This is a genomic window from Streptomyces sp. NBC_01451, from assembly GCF_036227485.1.
In the GTDB taxonomy this organism is placed as follows: domain Bacteria; phylum Actinomycetota; class Actinomycetes; order Streptomycetales; family Streptomycetaceae; genus Streptomyces.
Window position 1 is genome coordinate 4,045,462 of the sequence record NZ_CP109479.1, and the last position, 18,463, is coordinate 4,063,924.

Below are 18,463 nucleotides of genomic sequence, written 5' to 3' on the forward strand. Positions count from 1 at the left end.
GTCTGGCTCAACTCCCGGACAGGTACGGGGAGACGGCGCCCGAACCGATCCATAGAGTTGCACCATGACCACAACAGGTACCCCCCACCCCACCCGTACCGTCCACCCCCCACACACCGCGCTCACCCTCGCCGCGACCCTGCTGACGGCGACGGTCGCGCTGTACATCGCCCTCGTGGCGCTCGGCAACATCACCGACTTCGACTCGAATCAGCAGTTCGTGCGCCATGTCCTCGCGATGGACACCACGTTCAAGGACGACGACCTGATGTGGAGAGCCATCACCTCGAAGGGCCTCCAGGACACGGCGTACGTCGCGATCATCGTGTGGGAGACGATCGCCGCGTTCGTCCTCATCGCCGCCACCTGGCTGTGGATCCGCCGCGACCTCGAACAGGCGCGGCGCATCTCGACGTACGGCCTGCTGATGCTGATGCTGCTGTTCGGCGCCGGTTTCATCGCGATCGGCGGCGAGTGGTTCGCCATGTGGCAGTCGGACGACTGGAACGGTCTGGACGCGGCGACGCGGGTGATCACGCTGAGCGGGCTGGTGCTGCTGGTGATCCACCTGCCTTCGGGGGCACCCTCGACGGCCTCCACCGCGAAGTCCACCGACTGACGCGCCGGCACTCGGGAGGGCAGCGGCAAGGCCCCTCTCGCCCTGGGACCCCGTGAGGGTCGCGGGTACCGGCCCCGCGACCCTCCTCGGGCCCGTTCCCCGAAGCCGGTCAGGGCAGTTGCTCCTTCTCCGTGTAATGGGAGTAGGCGAGACCGCCGTGGTCCGAGCCGGCCGTCGGCTGCCGTCGGCTATTCGACCACCGCGACCGGGGTCCCCGCGGAGCCGAAGGCCCAGACGGCGTCGCCGTCCGCGACCTTCATCCGGATACCGCCGGTCTGTACGCCCGCCACCGGGGGAGGCGACGAGCCGTCCAGCGCGTTGGAGAACGCGACGTTCACCCCGGACTTGGCGGCGAAATACACGACGTGCTCGATCTGTACGCCGTCCGAGCCCGTGAGGGCGTCGGTGCGCTTGGACACCGTGTACGTCCCCGGGTCCGGGCTCACCGAGCCCGGCCACACCGTGAACGTACGGCGGGACTGGTCACTCGCGTCGACCAGCCAGACGCGCTTCTGCCCGAGCGAGTAGACGACCCGCCGCCCGGTCCCGGACCCGTCGGGCACAGCGACCTCGACGGCCTGGCTGGGCTTGACGGAAGGCTTCGCCGAGGCGGACGCGCTGGGCCTGGCGGCAGCGGTGGCGTGGGGCTGCGGACCCTGCTCGGCCTTCACCGCCAGCACGGCGACCGCGGCGATCGCGCCCAAGGTCAGACCGGTGACCCAGACCGATGAGGGAAGCCGTCGGGCAGCCACGGTCACGCATCTCCTCAGCAACAGAACCCGCCGCCGGATGCTCCGCCGGGGGTCGGATCATCGTACTCCGACGCGCACTCCCTCCCCGGACGGCCAGGGGCCGGGAAGGGAGCCGGGAAGGGCCGGGAGGGGCCCGGCGGGCGGCGCGGGTGTCAGTCCTGGCGGACGACGTTGCGGCCGGGGCCGCCGCTGAGGACGTCCTTGCCCGGACCGCCGTACAGCTTGTCGTTGCCGCTGTTGCCCTGGATGGTGTCGTTGCCGCTGTTGCCGTACAGGATGTCGTTGCCCGGGCTGCCGTGGATCAGGTCGTTGCCGGTACCGCCACGGACCGTGTCGCTGCCGTCGCCCCCGGTCAGGGTCTGCCGGCCCGCGCCCCCGTAGATGAGGTCGTTGCCCGGGCCGCCGTCCGCTCGGCTTCCCTCGCCGTCGACGGAGATCGTGTCCTTGCCGTCCTGGCCCCAGACGCGCCCCTTGCCGCGCTCGGTGATGTTGTCGTTGCCAGGTCCGCCGTAGACCAGGTTGCCGTCGATACCGCCGGTCTGGAGCGAACTGTCGTTTCCGGCGCCGAGGTCGAGCGCGACTGTGTATCTGCCCTGATCGGCGTACCTGTCGAAGGCGAGGGTGTCATTGCCGTCGCCGAGTTTCATGGTCAGCGCCACGTAGTCCGAGGAGCTGTCCCCGCCGAACACGTCGCAGAAGACTCTGGTGCGGTCTGCGGGGTCGGGGTAGCGGCAGACGTCCCCAGGGACCTCGATCGGAAACACGTCGTCGATGGTGAAGAAGATGTTGAGTGACATGCCGCCGTCAATCGTCGCGTCGACTTTCACCTTGTTGGTCTGACCCGGCGCCGCCGTGTAAACAAGGGTCTGGCCAGGGCCCTTGGTCACGGTGGCCGCCGACTCCGCGGCACCCGCAGAGGCGGGCAGGGCGACCAGAGCGGTCAGTCCAGTGGTGACGGCCAGGGTCAGGGCCGAGGCCGTGCGGAGTGCCTTTCGGCCGACGCGGCGGCCTGTGGGGCGAGAGGGCATTGCACAACCTCCAAGAGGATCAAGCGGTTTCAACACCCCCAGGTGACTCTCGACGCGTACAGAGGGTTGTGCACAAAGAATCCCCACAGCCTCGCCAGAGTGATTGACGAGCAGGGTGGGGCGATCTACCTTCTGATCGACTTTCCGAACCTAGTTCGAAATTTCGGCCAATTCGCCTGCCTGGACTGCGCGTTCCCCGTCCCCGTTCGCCCTGTTCCCCCCTCCCCCACACACACGAGTCGCACAGCAGCTCACTCCGCTCCCGGACCCGCGTCCACCCCTCGCCAGCACCCGCCAGCACCCGCTTGGAGACAAAGATGAGCGCAAGACCCCAGCCGTCCCGCCGTCTCTTCCTCGGCATGGCCGCCACCACCCCCCTCGCCATGTCCGGCGTGATGACCCTGGGCGCCGGCACCGCCCACGCGGCCGACTCGGCGTACGTGATGTGCTACTTCACCGAGTCGACGAGCCTCGGGCTGGGCACCGACTACGGCCTCCACCTGGCCGTCAGCACCGACTCGCTCAACTGGACGCCGCTGAACCAGAACGACCCCGTGGTCACCCCCACCGCGGGCGCCCTCGGACTCCGCGACCCGTTCCTCATGCGCAAGCAGGACGGCACGTTCGTCGTCATCGCCACCGACCTCAAGGGCACGGACTGGTCGTACAACAGCCAGTACATCCACGTCTGGGACTCGGCCGACCTGCGCACCTTCACCGGCTACCGGCGCCTCAAGCTCCACGACATGACCACGCACAGCTGGGCGCCGGAGGCGTTCTGGGACGCGGGCCGGGGCCAGTACGCGGTGATCTACTCCTCCGTGAACTCCAGCGGCCACAACGTGATCATGGTCAACTACACGAGTGACTTCATCACGGCATCGGCGCCGCAGGTCTTCTTCGACCCCGGGTACGACGTGATCGACGGGGACATGGCGGTCGGCGTCAACGGCTACAACTACCTGTTCTTCAAGAAGAACCAGACGCTCGTCTCCGCGCGCTCCACCTCCCTCGACCCGGGCAGCTTCACCGAGTACAGCGCGGGCGTGGCCCACGGCGGCACGGAAGCCCCGACGGTGTTCAAGTCGCTGTCGTCGAACACCTGGTACCTCTGGGGCGACACGTACACGCCGAACGGCGTCTTCTACGCCTGGCAGACCTCCGACCTGGCCTCCGGCACCTGGACCGCGCTCGACCAGAAGACGTACACCCAGCCGGTCAACTCCAAGCACTGCGGCGTCGAGACGATCACGACCGCCGAGTACAACAACCTGCTGACCAAGTGGGGTTCCCCGGCCTGGAACCGCCTCAAGTCCTACAACTACCCGGCGCGTTACATCCGCCACGCCAACTACGTCGGCCGGATCGACGAGTACCCCTTCGACCTGTACACCGACTCGGAGTGGAAGCTCGTCCCGGGCCTGGCCGACAGCACCGGCATCTCCTTCCAGTCGGTCAACTACCCCACCCGCTACCTCCGCCACTACAACTACGCCCTCCAACTCGACGTCAACGACGGCACGTCGACGTTCGCGGGCGACGCGACGTTCTACCGGACGGCGGGCCTGGCGGACAGCTCATGGGCGTCCTTCCGCTCGTACAACAACCCGACGCGGTACATCCGCCACTCGAACTACCTACTGCGCATCGACCCGATCTCCACGACCACCGAGAAGCAGGACGCCACGTTCAGGGTGGGGTACTGAGGCGGGGGCCGTCCCAACTGTCGTGAACTGAGGGGGCCTTCGGGACCCATCCCACTCTGCCGGTGCAGGGACGCCGCCCTGCACCGGCAGGCCGAGTGCGCATCCGGACCGCCACCTGCCGGCCGACTGCCGGTCACCTGCGCTCGGTCTCCTTCCGGAACGAGAATCCCGGTGCGGACGCCCGTAGCGCGACCGGCCGGTCCTCAGCGCCCCGCAGGGCGCGGCCGAGCCGCCGACAAGGAGTCCAGCAGGGCCGGGAGACTCCGGGTGAAGTCCGCGGGGAAGGCGTGCCCCAGGCCCGGGACGGTCTCCAGGGTGATGTCCGCGCCGGCGTCGAGCAGTACCGTGTGGGCCTCGTAGACCTCGGGGGTGACGTCGTCGTCCTGTTCCCCCACCAGGATCCGGCCGCGCACGGTGCTCCGCGCGGCTCTCGCGAGCAGTGCTCCGTCGAGGTGCGCCGGAGTGAGGGCCGGGCCCAACGCCAGGAATCCGGAGGGCAGTTGTGCTGCGTCGGACTCTTCGGAGAGGGCCCACAGCACGGCCACGCGGGCGCCCGCCGAGAAACCCGCCGCCAGGAGCGGCAGGGAGCGGTCGGCCTCGTCCAGTTCGGCGAGGGCCGCGGTGACGTCCCGGATCGCGACGCCGGTGTCCGGCCAGCTGCGGTAGAGCGGGGTCGATCGCTGGGAGGAGTCGACGGCGACGAGGACGAGGCCCGCGTCCACGGCCGCCGCCCACTGTTCCGCGGCCAGAGCCGCGTCCTGGTCGGCGCCGTGCAGGGCGACCAGGACACCTCGGGGCGTGCCCTGCGGCCGTCGTACGACCGGGGGAAGAGGGACTCCGGTGGCCGCCGCGTGCCGGGCCGTGGACTCGCGCAGCAGCGGGGCGAATCCCTCAAGGTCACGGACGGCGGCCAGGTCGTCGTCCTCGACGAGGATCGCGGGGCTCCACCAGGCGCCGTCGGCGAGCGCGGTGCGCAGCGTCGTCAGCGCGTCCTCGGCGCGCCCGGTGAGCGTCAGCAGACAGGCCGCCAGGTGTGCGGTGTCCGCGCGGCGCGAGGGGATCCGGGGAGCCGCCTCCTCCACAGCTTTCAGGGCATCGGCCGGCCGGCCTTCGCCGTACAGCCGTGACACCGTCTCGTCGAGCGCACGGTAGAGCGTCTCCTGGGCAACACCTGCCGGACCGTCCATCGGCACATCGAATCACAGCGCCGAGCAGGCGAGCTACGCGCGGGCGGGCGGGCACCGGCGCGCATCCGCCCGGCTTACGGCTTCTCCGGTGGAGGAGGCCCGGTGCCGACCGGTCGGTGAACAGCGGGACGCTACATTCCAGGTGGGCCACCGACCCGTGAACCACCCTTCAGGAAGGGGCAGTCGACCGTGGTGCTCAAGGTGCGGGGCGTCGTACTGCCCGAGCGGGAGCAACGGACCCTCTGGATCGACCGGGGCCGGTTGTGGACCGAGCCGGTCCCGGGGGCGCGTTCGGACAGGGATGCCGAACTAGTCGTCGACGGGGGCTGGTTGCTGCCCGGTCTCGTCGACGCGCACACCCATCCGGGCGCGGAGGGCGTCGGGGATCCCTTCAGTGACGAGACGCTGCGCCGACACCTGACCGATCACCGGGACGCCGGCGTGCTGCTCGTGCGCGCGCCCGGGTCCGCCGCTCGTATCCCGGCCTGGGTGGACGACGATCCGGAGCTGCCGCGGGTGCGCTCGGCCGGGCGGTGGCTGGCCACGCCCGGCCGGTTCTTCCCCGGGTTCGGACGGGACGTGAGCGAGGCGGGCCTGGTGGACGCCGCCGTCGAGGAGGTCGAGGCGTCCTCGGGGTGGTGCAAGGTCATCGGCGACTGGAAGTACAACGAGCCCGCGCTGCCGCTGGAGATCCTGACCGACGTCGTGGAGGCGGTGCACGCCGTCGGCGGCCGGGTCGCCGCGCACTGCCAGACCACCGACGGCTGCCGCAACGCCGTGCTGGCCGGGGTGGACAGCCTGGAGCACGGGATGCATCTCGACCCCGGTCTGATCGACCGGATGGCGGCCCAAGGGACCGCGCTGGTACCGACGTTGAGCGTGTTCGGTGCCGGTGCCGAGCGGCGGCGGGCCGCCGGGCCGAGCGCCGCCCGGGACTGGTGGCTGGCCGGCTGGGAGGGCATGCTGCCCGGCGTCCGGGCGGCGTACGAAGCCGGTGTCACCGTCCTGGCCGGCACGGACAGTTTCCCGTGCGGCACCATCACCTCGGAGGTCGAATGGCTGACGCGTGCCGGTCTGCCGGCCGAAGCGGCGCTGGGCTCGGCATCCTGGTCGGCCCGCTCCTGGCTCGGCCTGCCCGGCCTGGCCGACGGCGCTCCGGCCGACCTCGTCGCCTACGACACCGACCCGACGCGGGACGCCTCCGCACTGGCCCACCCGAGCCGGATCATCCTGCGGGGCCGTGTCGTCGTCTGACGGATCACGCGGACGCGGCGGGGTGGGCGCCGTCGACCGAGGTCACTCCAGCACGGGCAACAGCTCCGGCAGATGCCCGTCCGACAGGGCCGCCGCCCGCTGCCGTTCCTCCGGAACCTCGCCGTAGACGGTGTTCCGGGGCCTGGCCGGGCGGCCCGCCGCCTCCGCGACCGCGATGAGGTCCTTCACCGACTTGTACGAGCCGTACGACGACCCCGCCATCCGGGAGATCGTCTCCTCCATCAGCGTGCCGCCCAGGTCGTTCGCGCCCGAGCGGAGCATCTCCGCCGCGCCCTCCGTGCCCAGCTTGACCCAGCTGGTCTGGATGTTGGGGATGTGGGTGTGCAGGAGGAGGCGGGCCATGGCGATGACCGCCCGGTTGTCGCGCATCGTCGGGCCGGGGCGGGCGATGCCGGCCAGGTACACCGGGGCGTTGGTGTGGATGAAGGGGAGGGTGACGAACTCCGTGAAGCCGCCGGTCTGTTGCTGGATGCGGGCCAGGGTGCGGAAGTGGCCGAGCCAGTGGCGGGGCTGATCGACGTGGCCGTACATCATCGTCGAGGACGAGCGGATGCCCAGCTCGTGGGCCGTCGTGACGACTTCGATCCACGTTGCCGTCGGCAGCTTGCCCTTGGTCAGGACCCAGCGGACCTCGTCGTCGAGGATCTCCGCCGCCGTGCCGGGGATCGTGTCGAGGCCGGCCTCCTTCGCGGCCGTCAGCCACTCGCGGATCGACATGCCGGTGCGGGACGCGCCGTTCACCACCTCCATGGGTGAGAAGGCGTGCACGTGCATGCCGGGGACCTTCTCCTTCACCGCGCGCGCGATGTCGAAGTAGGCGGTGCCCGGCAGGTCGGGGTGGATGCCGCCCTGCATGCAGACCTCGACCGCCCCTACGTCCCAGGCCTGTTGGGCGCGGTCTGCCACCTGGTCCAGGGACAGTGTGTAGGCGTCGGCGTCCGTTCGGCGCTGGGCGAAGGCGCAGAAACGGCAGCCGGTGTAGCAGACGTTGGTGAAGTTGATGTTCCGGGTGACAATGTAGGTGACGTCGTCCCCGACCGCCGACTTCCGTACGTCGTCGGCGACTTGGCACAGTGCGTCGAGGGCCGCGCCGTCCGCGTGGAACAACGCCAGCGCCTCGTCGTCGGTGAGCCGCGTCGGGTCGTCGGCCGCCGTGCGCAGCGCCTGCCGTACGTCCGTGTCGATGCGCTCCGGGACCATCCCGGGCGCCGCCGCCTCCCGCAGGGCACCCCAGTCGCCGTACACCTCGTCGAAGTCGTCGCGCCGGTCGGACGTACGGCCGTCGGTGTCGATCGTGGTGTGCAGGTCGGTGCGGCCGGAGGACACGAACACCTCCTCCGGTTCCTGCCAGGGGTGCCCCTCGACGACCGCGTCCTCGCGCGCGAGACCCGTCTCGGGGTCGGCGAGTGCCCGTACGTGCGGGAGCAGTCGCGGGTCCAGCCAGGGCTCGCCGCGCTGTACGAACTCCGGGTAGACGCAGAGGCGTTCGCGCATCGCGAAGCCGACTGCCGCTGATTTGGCGGCCAGTTCCTCGATCTGGGGCCAGGGGCGTTCCGGGTTGACGTGGTCGATGGTGAGCGGGGAGACCCCGCCCCAGTCGTCGATGCCGGCGCCGATCAGCCGCCCGTACTCGGAGTCGACGAGGTTGGGCGGGGCCTGGAGGCAGGCGCTCGGGCCCATGATGTGCCGTGCCACGGCGACCGTCGCGACGAGCTCGTCCAGTTCCGCGTCCGGCATTCCGCGCATCGCGGTGTCCGGCTTGGCGCGGAAGTTCTGGATGATCAGCTCCTGGACGGAGTGGTAGGCGCGGGAGACGCGACGGAGGGCGAAGAGGGACTCCGCCCGCTCCTCGTACGTCTCGCCGATCCCGATCAGGAGGCCGGAGGTGAAGGGGACGGACGACCGGCCCGCGTCCTCCAACACCCGTAGCCGTACGGCGGGTTCCTTGTCCGGGGAGCCGTAGTGCGGGCCGCCCGGCTCGGACCAGAGGCGGGTCGCCGTCGTCTCCAGCATCATGCCCATGCTCGGAGCGACGGGCTTGAGGCGCTGGAAGTCCGTCCAGGACATCACGCCCGGGTTGAGGTGGGGCAGCAGGCCCGTCTCCTCCAGGATGCGGATCGAGATGGCGCGGACGTACGCGATCGTGTCGTCGTAACCGTGCGCGTCGAGCCACTCGCGCGCCTCCGGCCAGCGGTCCTCGGGCTTGTCGCCGAGGGTGATCAGCGCTTCCTTGCAGCCGAGGGCCGCGCCGCGCCGGGCGATGTCGAGAACCTCGTCCGGGGACATGAACATGCCGTGTCCGGCCCGGCGGAGCTTGCCGGGCACCGTCACGAAGGTGCAGTAGTGGCATTTGTCACGGCACAGCCGGGTGAGGGGGATGAAGACGCTCTTCGAGTACGTGATGACGCCGGGGCGGCCGGCGGCCTCCAGGCCGGCGTCCCGGACGCGGGCAGCGGACGCGGTGAGGTCGTCGAGGGCCTCGCCACGGGCCTGGAGCAGCACCGCGGCCTCGCCGACGTCGAGGGCGACGCCGTCCCGGGCGCGTTTGAGGGCGCGACGCATGGAGTTCTCGGTCGGGCCGGTGGCGCCGCCGGGGCGCTCGGTGGGGCCGGTTCCGGAGGTCTCGGGAGTCGTCATCCTTCGAGCATACGATCGATGTGATCAGGTCCCGCAGGGGCCGCCCTGTCCGTTCGGGCGGCCGAACGTTACAGGGCGGCACTGGCGACCACGGCGGCCATCGCCCACGGAGCCCGCGCGGAGTCCGCACGAAGCGCGCGCGGAGTCCGCGCGAAGCCCGCGGGTCCGCCGGGCCTCAGGGCCTCAGGGCCTCAGGGCCTCAGGTGGGCTACAGGTACGGGGCGTACCCGTCCAGGAGGCCCAGCACCTCCGCCTCGCCCGCCGGCGGCAGCTGCACCACGGCCTCCTCGATGCCCAGCTCGGCGTAGTGGGCGAGCTTGCCCGGGGTGGGCTGAACGGCGTAGGGGACGACCTGGAGGACGGCCGGGTCGCGGCCCGCGTCCGCCCACACCGACCGCAGCACGGGCAGCGACTCGGACAGGCCACGCCCGCCGATCGGCAGCCAGCCGTCGGCGTACTCGCTGATGTGGGCGAACAGCTTCGGCCCCGCCGAACCGCCGATGAGGGTCCGGGGGCCGGTCACCGGCCCACGCGGCTTCTGCACCGGCTTGGGGTACGCGGTACTCGCCCGCACACTCCCGAACTCGCCCTCGTACGCGGTCGGTTCGTCCGCCCACAGGGCGCGCATCAGCGCCACCCGGTCCCGGGTCAGCTCGCGCCGCGTACGCCATTCCACACCGTGGTCGGCGGCCTCCTCGACGTTCCAGCCGTAGCCGAGGCCGAGGGTGAAGCGTCCGCCGGAGAGGTGGTCGAGGGTGGCGATCTGCTTGGCGAGGTCGATCGGGTCGTGCTGGGCGACGAGCGTGATACCCGTGCCGAGGCCGAGCCGCTCGGTGACGGCGGCGGCCTGGCCGAGCGCGACGAAGGGGTCGAGCGTGCGGCCGTACTCGGGCGGCAGGTCGCCGCCCGCCGGGTACGGGGTGGTCCGCTCGACCGGTATGTGCGTGTGCTCGGGCAGATACAGCCCGGCGAACCCGCGCTGTTCCAGCTCACGGGCGAGTCGGGTCGGGGTGATCGTCTCGTCGGTGAGGAAGATCGTGACGGCTAGGCGCATGCCCATATCTGTACCGGGCGATGCCTCGTCTGTCCATACCGACCGGTCGGGATCGGTCGAACATCACTTGGGCGGCACCTGTGTGTGCTGCGCGCTCGAAAGGCGGCGATCCCCCTGTCTTGTACGGGAGTTCACTCCCGGGCACGAGAGTGGCCATGAAAGCGGTACGCGCCAACACAGCACCGTCACTGCGTCACCCATGTCACACCCCGACACCCTGGGAGCGGCAGCATGTGCGAAGACGACCACGGAACCGGCACCGAACCCGGCACCAACCCCGACACCGACTCCGGCACCGGAAACGGCCTGGCCAGACGCGCTCTGTTCGTGACGGGAGCCGCCGCCGCGCTTACGTTGGGAAGCGTGACCTTCTCCCACGGCACCCCGGCCGAGGCCACCCCCGGCACGGAGACGAAGACGGTACGGGGCACGCTGCCCACCGGCTCCCCCGACTTCGTCTACCTGCCCGTCGAAATCCCGGACGGGGTAAGGGAGTTGAGGGTGGCATACAGCTACGACCGCCCGTCCGTCCCGGCCGGCACCGCGGGCAACGCCCTCGACATCGGCGTCTTCGACCAGCACGGCACAGAACTGGGCGGCAAGGGCTTCCGGGGCTGGTCGGGCGGGGCCCGCTCCGAGTTCTTCGTCCGCGCGGACGACGCGACGCCCGGCTACATCCCCGGCCCGGTGAAGGCGGGCACCTGGCACATCGCGCTGGGCCCCTACACCGTCTCCCCGCAGGGCCTCGCCTACGAGATCACCATCACGCTGACCTACGGCGAGCCCGGCGACACCGTCGACCCGGTCTACCCTCCCGAGCGCGCGAAGGGGCGGGGCCGGGCCTGGTACCGGGGCGACTGCCACCTCCACACCTGGTTCTCGGACGGCCGCCGCACCCCGGCCGAGATCGCCGCCCTCGCACGCGCGGCGGGCCTGGACTTCATCAACAGCTCGGACCACAACACCCATTCATCACACGCCCATTGGGCCTCTGAGGCGGGCGACGACCTCCTCATCCTGGTGGGCGAGGAGGTGACGACCCGCAACGGTCACGTGCTCGCGCTCGGCACGGACCCGGGGACGTTCGTCGACTGGCGCTACCGGGCCCGCGACAACCGCTTCGGCAAGTACGCGCGCCGGATCCGCCGCGCCGGCGGCCTGGTGGTCCCGGCCCACCCGCACGCCACCTGCGTCGGCTGCGGCTGGAAGTTCGGCTTCGCCGAGGCGGACGCGGTGGAGGTGTGGAACGGCGCCTACTCGCCCGAGGACGAGGTGGCCCTCGCGGACTGGGACGGCATGCTGGTGGCGTCGGTGCGGGAGGGCGCCCCGGGCGGGCGCGGATGGATCCCGGCCATGGGCAACAGCGACGCCCACCGCGACCCCGACCCGGTGGGCGTCCCGCAGACGGTGGTCCTGGCCGACGACCTGACCCGCGAGGCGATCCAGGAGGGCCTGAAGGCAGGACGCTCCTACGTCGCCGAGTCCAAGTCGGTCTCCCTCACCTTCACGGCATCCGGCCCGAAGGGCGAACACGCGGACATCGGGGGCCGGTTGGAGGTGTCCGAGGACGCCCCGGTGACGATCCGCCTGGAGGTGTCGGGCGCCCCGCGCTGCACGGTCCGCTTCGTCACGGACCAGGGCGTGCTGTTCACCAGCGCGGTCCTGCCGGTGACGGGCGCGGGCGTCGTGGAGTGGCGTACGACGGCCCAGTACGCGGCGTACGTCCGCGCGGAGGTGCGGCACGAGGCGGTACTCGCGCCGCTGCCGGGGGCGCTGGCCGCGTTCACCAACCCGATCTTCCTGGGGCGGTAGCAGGGACAGGTCGGCCGGACCGGAGGTCGGGCCGAGAGACCAGTACTCATGACAACAAAACCTGAGCGAATACAGCCTCAAGCAGTATCCATTTGATCCATACATGATTCTTTTACTTATTTCGTCACACTATGCCCCCATGCAGGACGAAGCTGTGGCCCACTGTGGGCCACAGCGCTGGGAGGCTTTGGTGAGGTCAGCTCGACACATGGGGGTGTCCGCGGTGACACTCTGCGTTCTACTCGCCCTTGGGGGCTGCGGCGGCGCAGGCGAAAGCGGGACGTCGGACACGGGCGGCGACGCGGCCGGCGCCCCCGGCGGGCAGGTGGCGGGCGTACCAGCCGCGCTGGTCGGAAGCTGGAGTGGCGGCAGCAGCGACGGCTTCCGGTCCTCCGTGTACACCTTCAACGGTGACTCGTCGTACAGCATGGATATCCGGGGCACCCGCATCACCGGCCGGTTCTCCGTCAGCGGCAACCAACTCACGACCTACCCGGACGGAAGGGCACCGCTCACTTACCAGTGGGGTATCGGACAGAACGGCTACCTGTACCTGAACGGCGAGAGCTATGTGCCCTTCAACTGAGGCCGAGAGCACCGGGATTCAGGGGCGCGACAGGGGAACTGCCCCGCTCCGATGGCCCCGCCCGGGGTAACGAGGATTCACCCAGCCCTCAGGCGGACATCAGATCCGCCACCACCGCCGCGTGATCGGACGGCCAGACGCCCTCCACAGGCCGGTGCCCGGCCCGTTCCACCTTGCGCACATGCCCGAGACCTCCCGGCCACGGCACCCCCACATGGATGTAGTCGATCCGCGCGCTGGGGCCGAACCCTGCCGCGACATACGGGTTGGCGGCGTCCCAGGTCGCCGACGGAGCCGCCGGATCGGCCAACTCCCAGGAATCCATGAAGACTTGGCCGGGGACGGGCGGGGCCGTCCGGTAACCCCCGAACAGACGGATCTCGTCGGAGTCGGGCCAGGCGTTGAAGTCGCCGGTGATGACGGGCGGGAAGGCGGTGCCGTCACGGCGTTCCGCGACGAACTCCGCAAGCGCGGTGACCTGTTGGCACCGGACCGCCGAGGCGTGGGGCGCGGAGGTGAGGTGAGTGGTGAAGAAGGGCACGTGGTGGCCGGGGGCGGCGAGCCTGGCGTACAGGGCAAGGCGTCCGTCGTCCAACTCGTCCGGCGCCGGCAGCCGCATCGCCTCGCTCTCGACGACGGGCCAGCGGCTCAGCACCGCGTTGCCGACGTCGACCTGCTCGCCCCCGATACGCCGCTGCCAGCGCTCGGGAGCCTCGGAGGGGGCCCAGGTCCAGTGCAGCCCGAGTTCGCCGGCGAGCCAGCCGGCGAGGTTCTCCCCGCCGAACTCCCAGACCTCCTGGAGCCCCACCACATCGGGCCGCAGCTCCCGCAGGACGGACAGGATCGCCTTCTGCCGCGCTTCCCAGGGCCCGAACCGCCACCAGAGGTTCCAGGTCACCACGCGCATACCCGCCACCGCCCATCCCGTCTCGCCCAACTGCCTGCCTCCGGGACACCATTCAAGAACACAGCCAACAACAGCGGCACGCGCACAGGAGGCACAGGAACAAGATGTCCCGTTTCACGGAGTTCAGATTCAAGGCCGCCACCACCTTCCAGCGCCGTATCGGCAACCCTGTCACCCGCCGCCTCCCGTTCCATACTCTCCTGGAGACCACAGGCCGCACGTCCGGACTCCCCCGCGTCACTCCGCTCGGCGGACGCCGCATCGGCAACGAGTTCTGGCTGGTCTCGGAGTTCGGCGAGAAGTCCCAGTACGTACGGAACATCAAGGCGAACCCGCGGGTACGGGTGCGCGTCGGGGGACGGTGGCACGAGGGCACGGCCCACCTTCTCCCGGACGACGATCCGATCGCCCGCCTGCGGACCCTGCCGAAGGTCAACAGCACGGGCGTACGAACCCTGGGGACGAATCTGCTGACGGTGCGGGTGGACCTGGACGGCTGAACCTACGTCGGCCCGCACTCGGCCCACAGCAACTTGCCGCCCTTCGACGCGCCCAACTCCCGCAGCACGGACACCCCCCACGAGTCGGCGCACGCCCGTACGAGGTGCAGCCCTCGTCCGCCTTCGGCGTCTTCCGGGGGTACGGCGACCGGGGCAGGGCCTATACCGCGGTACCCAGCGGTGGATGGTCGGGCATGCTGGCTCTCGGCTGAGGCTCCGGGAGAGCCTCGCAGGGTTGCGATGCCCCCGGTGCCTTGCGCAATGCGTGGCGCCGGGGGCATCCGGCCGCCGGAGGGTACACAGCGCCGAAGGGGGGTGTTTCAGCTGATGACCGACAGGACCGCGATCGAAGCCGGTCTGCGGAGGTTGGTTGAGGAAGGCCGGTCGGCGTCCGAGGCCGGGCGTTGGGTGGTGCGGGAGATGCGGGAGATGGGGGGCGACTTCGGGGTCTTCCAGCTCATGGTCTGCTTCTTCCGCGTCTGCCACGTCCCGGTGGAACGCCTCAGGCAGCTGGAGATCTGGGAGGGCCTGGGGACCGGCGGCCCTCTCACGGACGCGGAGTTGGACGCGACCGTCGGTCCGCTCAGGGTCCGGGAGGCGCCGTTGCCCTGGCGGGGTGGGGGTACTGCGGAGTCACGGTAGTTCGGACGGCGACCGTCAGGGCGCTTGAGCGCGCGCGTGCTGGCGGCGTACCGCGTCCCGTAGCGCCGTCCGCACGGGCTGGGCCGGAGGCGGGCCGCCGGTGCTCGCCGCGACGAGCGCCTCGGCGACGTCGCGGAGTTTGGTGTTCGTGTGCTGGGAGGCGTCGCGCAGGGCGTTCCAGGCCTGGTCGGCGGTGCACGCTTCGACGGCCATGAGGATTCCGCGCGCCTGGTCGATGACCGGGCGGGACTCGATGGCCTGCTGCAACTGCGCGACCTCCGCCTGGAGTCGCCGCACCTGCTCCGCCCGTTCCGCGGCCACTGCGGAAAGTCCCTGGTCGGAGCCGAGCAGCGCGACCAGGTGACGGGTGTCCGGGGGCAGCCACGCGGAGGTGGAACCTGCGGGGTCGGACGCGGCGGCCGGGACCGACAGGCCGGTGATCTCCAGGATGCGGCGGGGCTGGCCGGTCCAGTTGACGGTCCATAAAGGGATGCCCGCGGCGGCTCTGAAGTCCTCCAGGCTTTCCAGGAACTGGAGTCCGGCCGTGTCCATGAAGGTGACGTCCGTCATGTCCAGGACCAGCCCGTCCGTCTCGCCGGGGAGCCTGCCCAGGACGGGGTCGAGCGCCGTTGTGCAGCCGTGGACGATCTCCCCGCCCGGGGTCAGGACCGCGGTGGTGCCCCATATCTCGACGCGGACGGTCAGCGGCCCGTTGGCGACCGACGCCAACAGTCGAGAAGCGGGGGCGACAGACATGTACTCACCTCGGGTCTGGGGTCCGGATGTGCCGTCGGGGTCCGCGCCACGCTGCGCGCGGCTCTGACGTAGCCCGCGGCCGTTGCTGTCGCGCCTTCCCCGTCCGGGACGGCGTACTCCGCGACCGGCGTGGAGATGTGGGGACCGTTACGGGCCGCCGTCGGCCCGGCCGACGTGGCGCGTGAGGCGCCGGGGCGAGGCTGTGCATGAACGCGGTCCTGCGGGGCATGGGGAAATGGCAACATCGTGCCGGTCGTCCTGGAGGTGCGCGCCAGCGTCTTCCCTCCGCCGTCCGCGCGGCAACAGGGATACTGGGGTGCGACCGGCACACGGGGTGAGACGTGGACATTTTGCGACGGGCGAATGCCTCGGCGTCGGTGACGGCCCCGTCAGGGAACGCGTTGCGGCTGCGTCCGTTGCGGGACCGGGTGGGGTGGCGGGCTGTCGGTGAGATCACTTCGGCCACATGCCCGGCCTGGGAGCAGACGTTGGAGCAGCTGACCCTTCGCATGACCCTACGTAAAGAGATCGTGTGCCATCTGGAGATGTCCGCCGTGACGTTCGTCGATGTCGCCGGCGCCTCGGCCCTGGCGGTGGCCGCTCAGGACCTCTCGGCCGAACGGCGCATCGTGATCGAACGGCCGCCTGTCGCACTGCCCCGGATGCTTGAGATGTTCTGGCCCGATTTGCCAGTGATCGAGGTGGTGGCACGATGACTGCCACGAAGACCGCCGGATCGACCGACGAGTCGGCCGCCGAGCCGTTCGCGCATCCCGCTCTGTTCTACCGGGGCGAGGAGGAGTACCTGGACGGCACGGTGCCCTTCATCCGCGAGGGGCTGACAGCCGGACATCCGGTGGCGGTCGCCGTGCCCGGCCCGAACCTGGCCCTGCTCAGGGACACTCTGGGCGAGGACGCCGCGTCCGTGCGCTTCCTCGACATGACCGACGCGGGCCGCAACCCGGGCCGGATCATCCCGAGGGTGCTGCGCGCCTTCGCCGACGCCCACCCGCAGACACACGTGCGGATCATCGGGGAGCCGATCTGGGCCGGCCGCAGCGGCGTCGAGTACCCGGCGTGCGTGCAGCACGAGGCGCTGATCAACCCGGCTTTCGAGGGCCGGGACGTGACCATTCTGTGCCCGTACGACGCCGAGCGCCTCGACGAGGAGGTGCTCACCGACGCGTACGCCACCCACCCGGTGGTCGTCTCCGGCGGCAGTCGGCGGCCCAGCCCGTCCTACGCGCCCGGGCAGGCCTTCGCCCGCTGCAACCAGCCGCTCACGGCGGCTCCCGCGACGGCCGAGCCCCAGCGATTCGGCATCGACGAACTGCCGGTCGTCAGGCGTTTCGCCGTCGCGTTCGGCGCACAACTGGGCCTGTCCGGCGTACGGCTGGACGATCTCGCGCTGGCGGTGGCCGAGCTGACCACCAACAGCGTGGTGCACGGCGGCGGTTCCGGCATCCTGCGGATCTGGTCGGAGGACTCGCGGGTGGTGTGCGAGGTCCGCGACAGCGGGCAACTGAACGACCCGCTCGCCGGCCGCCGCCCGGCCCCCCGGGACCAGCGCGGCGGACGCGGCCTGCTCCTGGTGCACGCCGTCGCCGACCTGGTCCGGGTTCACACCGACCCGGACGGTACGACCATCCGGTTCTACCTCGGCCGGTAGCCGAGGACATCGTGCTGGACATGTTCGCGGGGTTGTTGGCATGCCGTGCACGGCCGTTGGCACTCGACGCACGGACTGCGTCCCGGTAGGCGGGTTGTGTCGCGGTGGTCGCGTGGGGTGATGCCGTACAGCGTCTTGAAGGCGCGGCTGAAGGACGTCGGCTCCGGGAATCCCCAGCGTGCGGCGATCGAGCTGATGGAGCGGCCGTCGAGGCGGGGGTCGGCCAGGTCGCGGTGGATGCGTCGCAGTCTGCTGCGGCGTATGCCGTCGGCGATCGTCGTCCCCTGGCCCTGGTAAAGGCGGTAGAGGTAGCGGACGGAGATGTGATGGGCGGCGGCGACCGAGGCCGGCGACAACTCCGGATCGCCCAGGTTGCGTTCGACGAAGGAGTGGATGGCGACCATCAGGGCCTGCTGACGGCGTTCCGGGGGAACGGTGTCGGCCGCGTCCAGGTGCTGCGCCAGGAACGCGGTGACCAGGTCAAGGACGACCGTGCCCAGGCGGACGGCGTCCTGCGGTCTCATGGCAGCGGCCTCGGCGGCCAGATGGATGAGGAACTGGGACAGCAGCATCCCCATGCCCGAGCCTCCCGGCAGCGATGTCGCCAGGAGGCGGTCGACCTTCGCCGCAGGAAGGGGAAAGGCCGCACGGGACATGTTGACGATGATCCCCTCGACCGCGCCCCCGTCCTCGGGGAAGACCTGGGCGTCGGTCGGATGGGAACTGTCGTACAGCAGCAGGTCCCCGGCCCCCACCGACGCGTCACGACCGCCTTGGGAGATGGTCTGTCCGCCTCTCAGCGTCAGGAACAGGTGGTACAGCTCCGGGTCGGAACGGCGTACGAGTGCCGGTGTGCGCCGCGAGCGCAGCGACGGGTAGGACAGCACCGACGCCTGTGTGGCCCCAAGATCCAGCAGGCGGAGGCCGGCCCGGAAGTCGTCTTCGTGTTCGCTGGTGATCACCGTGGGCGTGAGCGTCCGCGCTGTCAGATCCCGCCACCACTCGAACCGGTCGACGACCGGCAACTCATCGCTGTGGAACGCGGTTTCGATCATCTGACACCCCTCAAATCGTCATGACCCCGTTGAACTGCCAAGAGAGTGGAACCGTCAGGAGAAGGGAGCGCGCTCTTCGATGACTCGGCGTGGACGGATTCGCGCCGGCTTCAGGAGGCCGATTCCGCCAGTTGATCCGCCGTCGGTGCGGCGGGTCGTCCAGGTTCTGGCGTCGGGGAGGCGGTCGCTTTCGTACGTTCATGGTTCGGCCTCCTCCCTGTGAGGGCGATGCGGGTGGACCGCGCCGCCGGGTCGCACCACAGAGACTGCTGGTCAGT

At 70.5% G+C, this 18,463-nt stretch carries 17 protein-coding genes; 9 read left to right on the forward strand and 8 right to left on the reverse strand.

All coding sequences use genetic code 11. The features are described 5' to 3' along the window. Positions 1 to 64: 64 nt before the first annotated feature. Positions 65 to 619: a DUF2165 domain-containing protein gene (locus tag OG595_RS17440; protein ID WP_329273129.1), complete on the forward strand. Its 555-nt coding sequence runs from the start codon at positions 65 to 67 to the stop codon at positions 617 to 619. Between the two features lie 188 nt (positions 620 to 807). On the opposite strand, the gene OG595_RS17445 is transcribed toward OG595_RS17440, so the two are convergent. Next, complete coding sequence (locus tag OG595_RS17445) at positions 808 to 1,377, reverse strand: hypothetical protein (protein ID WP_329273131.1); 570 nt, start codon at positions 1,375 to 1,377, stop codon at positions 808 to 810. Positions 1,378 to 1,523: 146 nt separating this feature from the next. Then, positions 1,524 to 2,399: a calcium-binding protein gene (locus OG595_RS17450; protein WP_329273133.1), complete on the reverse strand. Its 876-nt coding sequence runs from the start codon at positions 2,397 to 2,399 to the stop codon at positions 1,524 to 1,526. Between the two features lie 317 nt (positions 2,400 to 2,716). Here OG595_RS17450 and OG595_RS17455 point away from each other — a divergent pair, with 317 nt between their 5' ends. Beyond that, positions 2,717 to 4,105: a glycoside hydrolase family 43 protein gene (locus OG595_RS17455; protein WP_329273134.1), complete on the forward strand. Its 1,389-nt coding sequence runs from the start codon at positions 2,717 to 2,719 to the stop codon at positions 4,103 to 4,105. A gap of 203 nt (positions 4,106 to 4,308) precedes the next feature. On the opposite strand, the gene OG595_RS17460 is transcribed toward OG595_RS17455, so the two are convergent. Next, on the reverse strand, positions 4,309 to 5,292 hold the full coding sequence (locus tag OG595_RS17460) for a hypothetical protein (RefSeq protein ID WP_329273136.1): 984 nt from the start codon (positions 5,290 to 5,292) through the stop codon (positions 4,309 to 4,311). A 189-nt stretch (positions 5,293 to 5,481) separates the two neighbouring features. Between OG595_RS17460 and OG595_RS17465 the strand changes: the two genes are divergently transcribed. Beyond that, complete coding sequence (locus tag OG595_RS17465) at positions 5,482 to 6,546, forward strand: amidohydrolase family protein (protein WP_329273138.1); 1,065 nt, start codon at positions 5,482 to 5,484, stop codon at positions 6,544 to 6,546. A 42-nt stretch (positions 6,547 to 6,588) separates the two neighbouring features. Here OG595_RS17465 and OG595_RS17470 read toward each other — a convergent pair whose 3' ends face one another. Beyond that, positions 6,589 to 9,204 carry a bifunctional FO biosynthesis protein CofGH gene (locus OG595_RS17470; RefSeq protein WP_329273140.1) on the reverse strand — a complete coding sequence of 872 codons (2,616 nt, stop codon included), beginning with the start codon at positions 9,202 to 9,204 and terminating at the stop codon, positions 6,589 to 6,591. A 208-nt stretch (positions 9,205 to 9,412) separates the two neighbouring features. Continuing rightward, complete coding sequence (locus tag OG595_RS17475) at positions 9,413 to 10,258, reverse strand: LLM class F420-dependent oxidoreductase (protein WP_329273141.1); 846 nt, start codon at positions 10,256 to 10,258, stop codon at positions 9,413 to 9,415. Between the two features lie 231 nt (positions 10,259 to 10,489). Here OG595_RS17475 and OG595_RS17480 point away from each other — a divergent pair, with 231 nt between their 5' ends. Beyond that, a complete protein-coding gene (locus OG595_RS17480) occupies positions 10,490 to 12,070 on the forward strand; it encodes a CehA/McbA family metallohydrolase (protein ID WP_329273144.1) in 1,581 nt (526 codons plus the stop codon). A gap of 223 nt (positions 12,071 to 12,293) precedes the next feature. Further along, entirely contained in the window at positions 12,294 to 12,656 is a 363-nt protein-coding gene (locus OG595_RS17485) for a hypothetical protein (RefSeq protein WP_329273145.1), read from the forward strand. 88 nt (positions 12,657 to 12,744) lie between these two features. On the opposite strand, the gene OG595_RS17490 is transcribed toward OG595_RS17485, so the two are convergent. Next, complete coding sequence (locus OG595_RS17490; RefSeq protein WP_329282968.1) at positions 12,745 to 13,563, reverse strand: endonuclease/exonuclease/phosphatase family protein; 819 nt, start codon at positions 13,561 to 13,563, stop codon at positions 12,745 to 12,747. A 104-nt stretch (positions 13,564 to 13,667) separates the two neighbouring features. On the opposite strand from OG595_RS17490, the gene OG595_RS17495 reads away from it, so the two are divergent. Together OG595_RS17495 and OG595_RS17500 are read left to right on the forward strand one after the other, a co-directional pair. Beyond that, positions 13,668 to 14,063: a nitroreductase/quinone reductase family protein gene (locus tag OG595_RS17495; protein ID WP_329273147.1), complete on the forward strand. Its 396-nt coding sequence runs from the start codon at positions 13,668 to 13,670 to the stop codon at positions 14,061 to 14,063. Between the two features lie 327 nt (positions 14,064 to 14,390). Further along, positions 14,391 to 14,705, forward strand: a complete 315-nt coding sequence (locus OG595_RS17500) for a hypothetical protein (protein WP_329273149.1) — start codon at positions 14,391 to 14,393, stop codon at positions 14,703 to 14,705. A gap of 15 nt (positions 14,706 to 14,720) precedes the next feature. On the opposite strand, the gene OG595_RS17505 is transcribed toward OG595_RS17500, so the two are convergent. After that, on the reverse strand, positions 14,721 to 15,461 hold the full coding sequence (locus tag OG595_RS17505) for an ANTAR domain-containing protein (RefSeq protein ID WP_329273151.1): 741 nt from the start codon (positions 15,459 to 15,461) through the stop codon (positions 14,721 to 14,723). A 428-nt stretch (positions 15,462 to 15,889) separates the two neighbouring features. Between OG595_RS17505 and OG595_RS17510 the strand changes: the two genes are divergently transcribed. Next, the gene (locus OG595_RS17510; protein WP_329282970.1) at positions 15,890 to 16,177 is read left to right on the forward strand and encodes an STAS domain-containing protein; all 288 of its coding nucleotides are present in this window, start codon (positions 15,890 to 15,892) and stop codon (positions 16,175 to 16,177) included. Further along, positions 16,174 to 17,130, forward strand: a complete 957-nt coding sequence (locus OG595_RS17515; protein WP_329273154.1) for a sensor histidine kinase — start codon at positions 16,174 to 16,176, stop codon at positions 17,128 to 17,130. The genes OG595_RS17510 and OG595_RS17515 overlap by 4 nt, the downstream gene beginning before the upstream one ends. On the opposite strand, the gene OG595_RS17520 is transcribed toward OG595_RS17515, so the two are convergent. Then, the gene (locus OG595_RS17520; protein ID WP_329273157.1) at positions 17,115 to 18,185 is read right to left on the reverse strand and encodes a helix-turn-helix domain-containing protein; all 1,071 of its coding nucleotides are present in this window, start codon (positions 18,183 to 18,185) and stop codon (positions 17,115 to 17,117) included. The two genes, OG595_RS17515 and OG595_RS17520, sit on opposite strands and share 16 nt — an antisense overlap. Positions 18,186 to 18,463 lie beyond the last annotated feature (278 nt).

Coding starts and splice junctions, on each gene's coding strand:
- OG595_RS17500 (WP_329273149.1), top strand. CDS start 14,391: ATGACCGACAGGACCGCGATCGAAGCCGGTCTGCGGAGGTTGGTTGAG.
- OG595_RS17440 (WP_329273129.1), top strand. CDS start 65: ATGACCACAACAGGTACCCCCCACCCCACCCGTACCGTCCACCCCCCA.
- OG595_RS17495 (WP_329273147.1), top strand. CDS start 13,668: ATGTCCCGTTTCACGGAGTTCAGATTCAAGGCCGCCACCACCTTCCAG.
- OG595_RS17470 (WP_329273140.1), bottom strand. CDS start 9,204: ATGACGACTCCCGAGACCTCCGGAACCGGCCCCACCGAGCGCCCCGGC.
- OG595_RS17505 (WP_329273151.1), bottom strand. CDS start 15,461: ATGTCTGTCGCCCCCGCTTCTCGACTGTTGGCGTCGGTCGCCAACGGG.
- OG595_RS17460 (WP_329273136.1), bottom strand. CDS start 5,292: ATGGACGGTCCGGCAGGTGTTGCCCAGGAGACGCTCTACCGTGCGCTC.
- OG595_RS17475 (WP_329273141.1), bottom strand. CDS start 10,258: ATGCGCCTAGCCGTCACGATCTTCCTCACCGACGAGACGATCACCCCG.
- OG595_RS17450 (WP_329273133.1), bottom strand. CDS start 2,399: ATGCCCTCTCGCCCCACAGGCCGCCGCGTCGGCCGAAAGGCACTCCGC.
- OG595_RS17515 (WP_329273154.1), top strand. CDS start 16,174: ATGACTGCCACGAAGACCGCCGGATCGACCGACGAGTCGGCCGCCGAG.
- OG595_RS17480 (WP_329273144.1), top strand. CDS start 10,490: ATGTGCGAAGACGACCACGGAACCGGCACCGAACCCGGCACCAACCCC.
- OG595_RS17455 (WP_329273134.1), top strand. CDS start 2,717: ATGAGCGCAAGACCCCAGCCGTCCCGCCGTCTCTTCCTCGGCATGGCC.
- OG595_RS17490 (WP_329282968.1), bottom strand. CDS start 13,563: ATGCGCGTGGTGACCTGGAACCTCTGGTGGCGGTTCGGGCCCTGGGAA.
- OG595_RS17520 (WP_329273157.1), bottom strand. CDS start 18,185: ATGATCGAAACCGCGTTCCACAGCGATGAGTTGCCGGTCGTCGACCGG.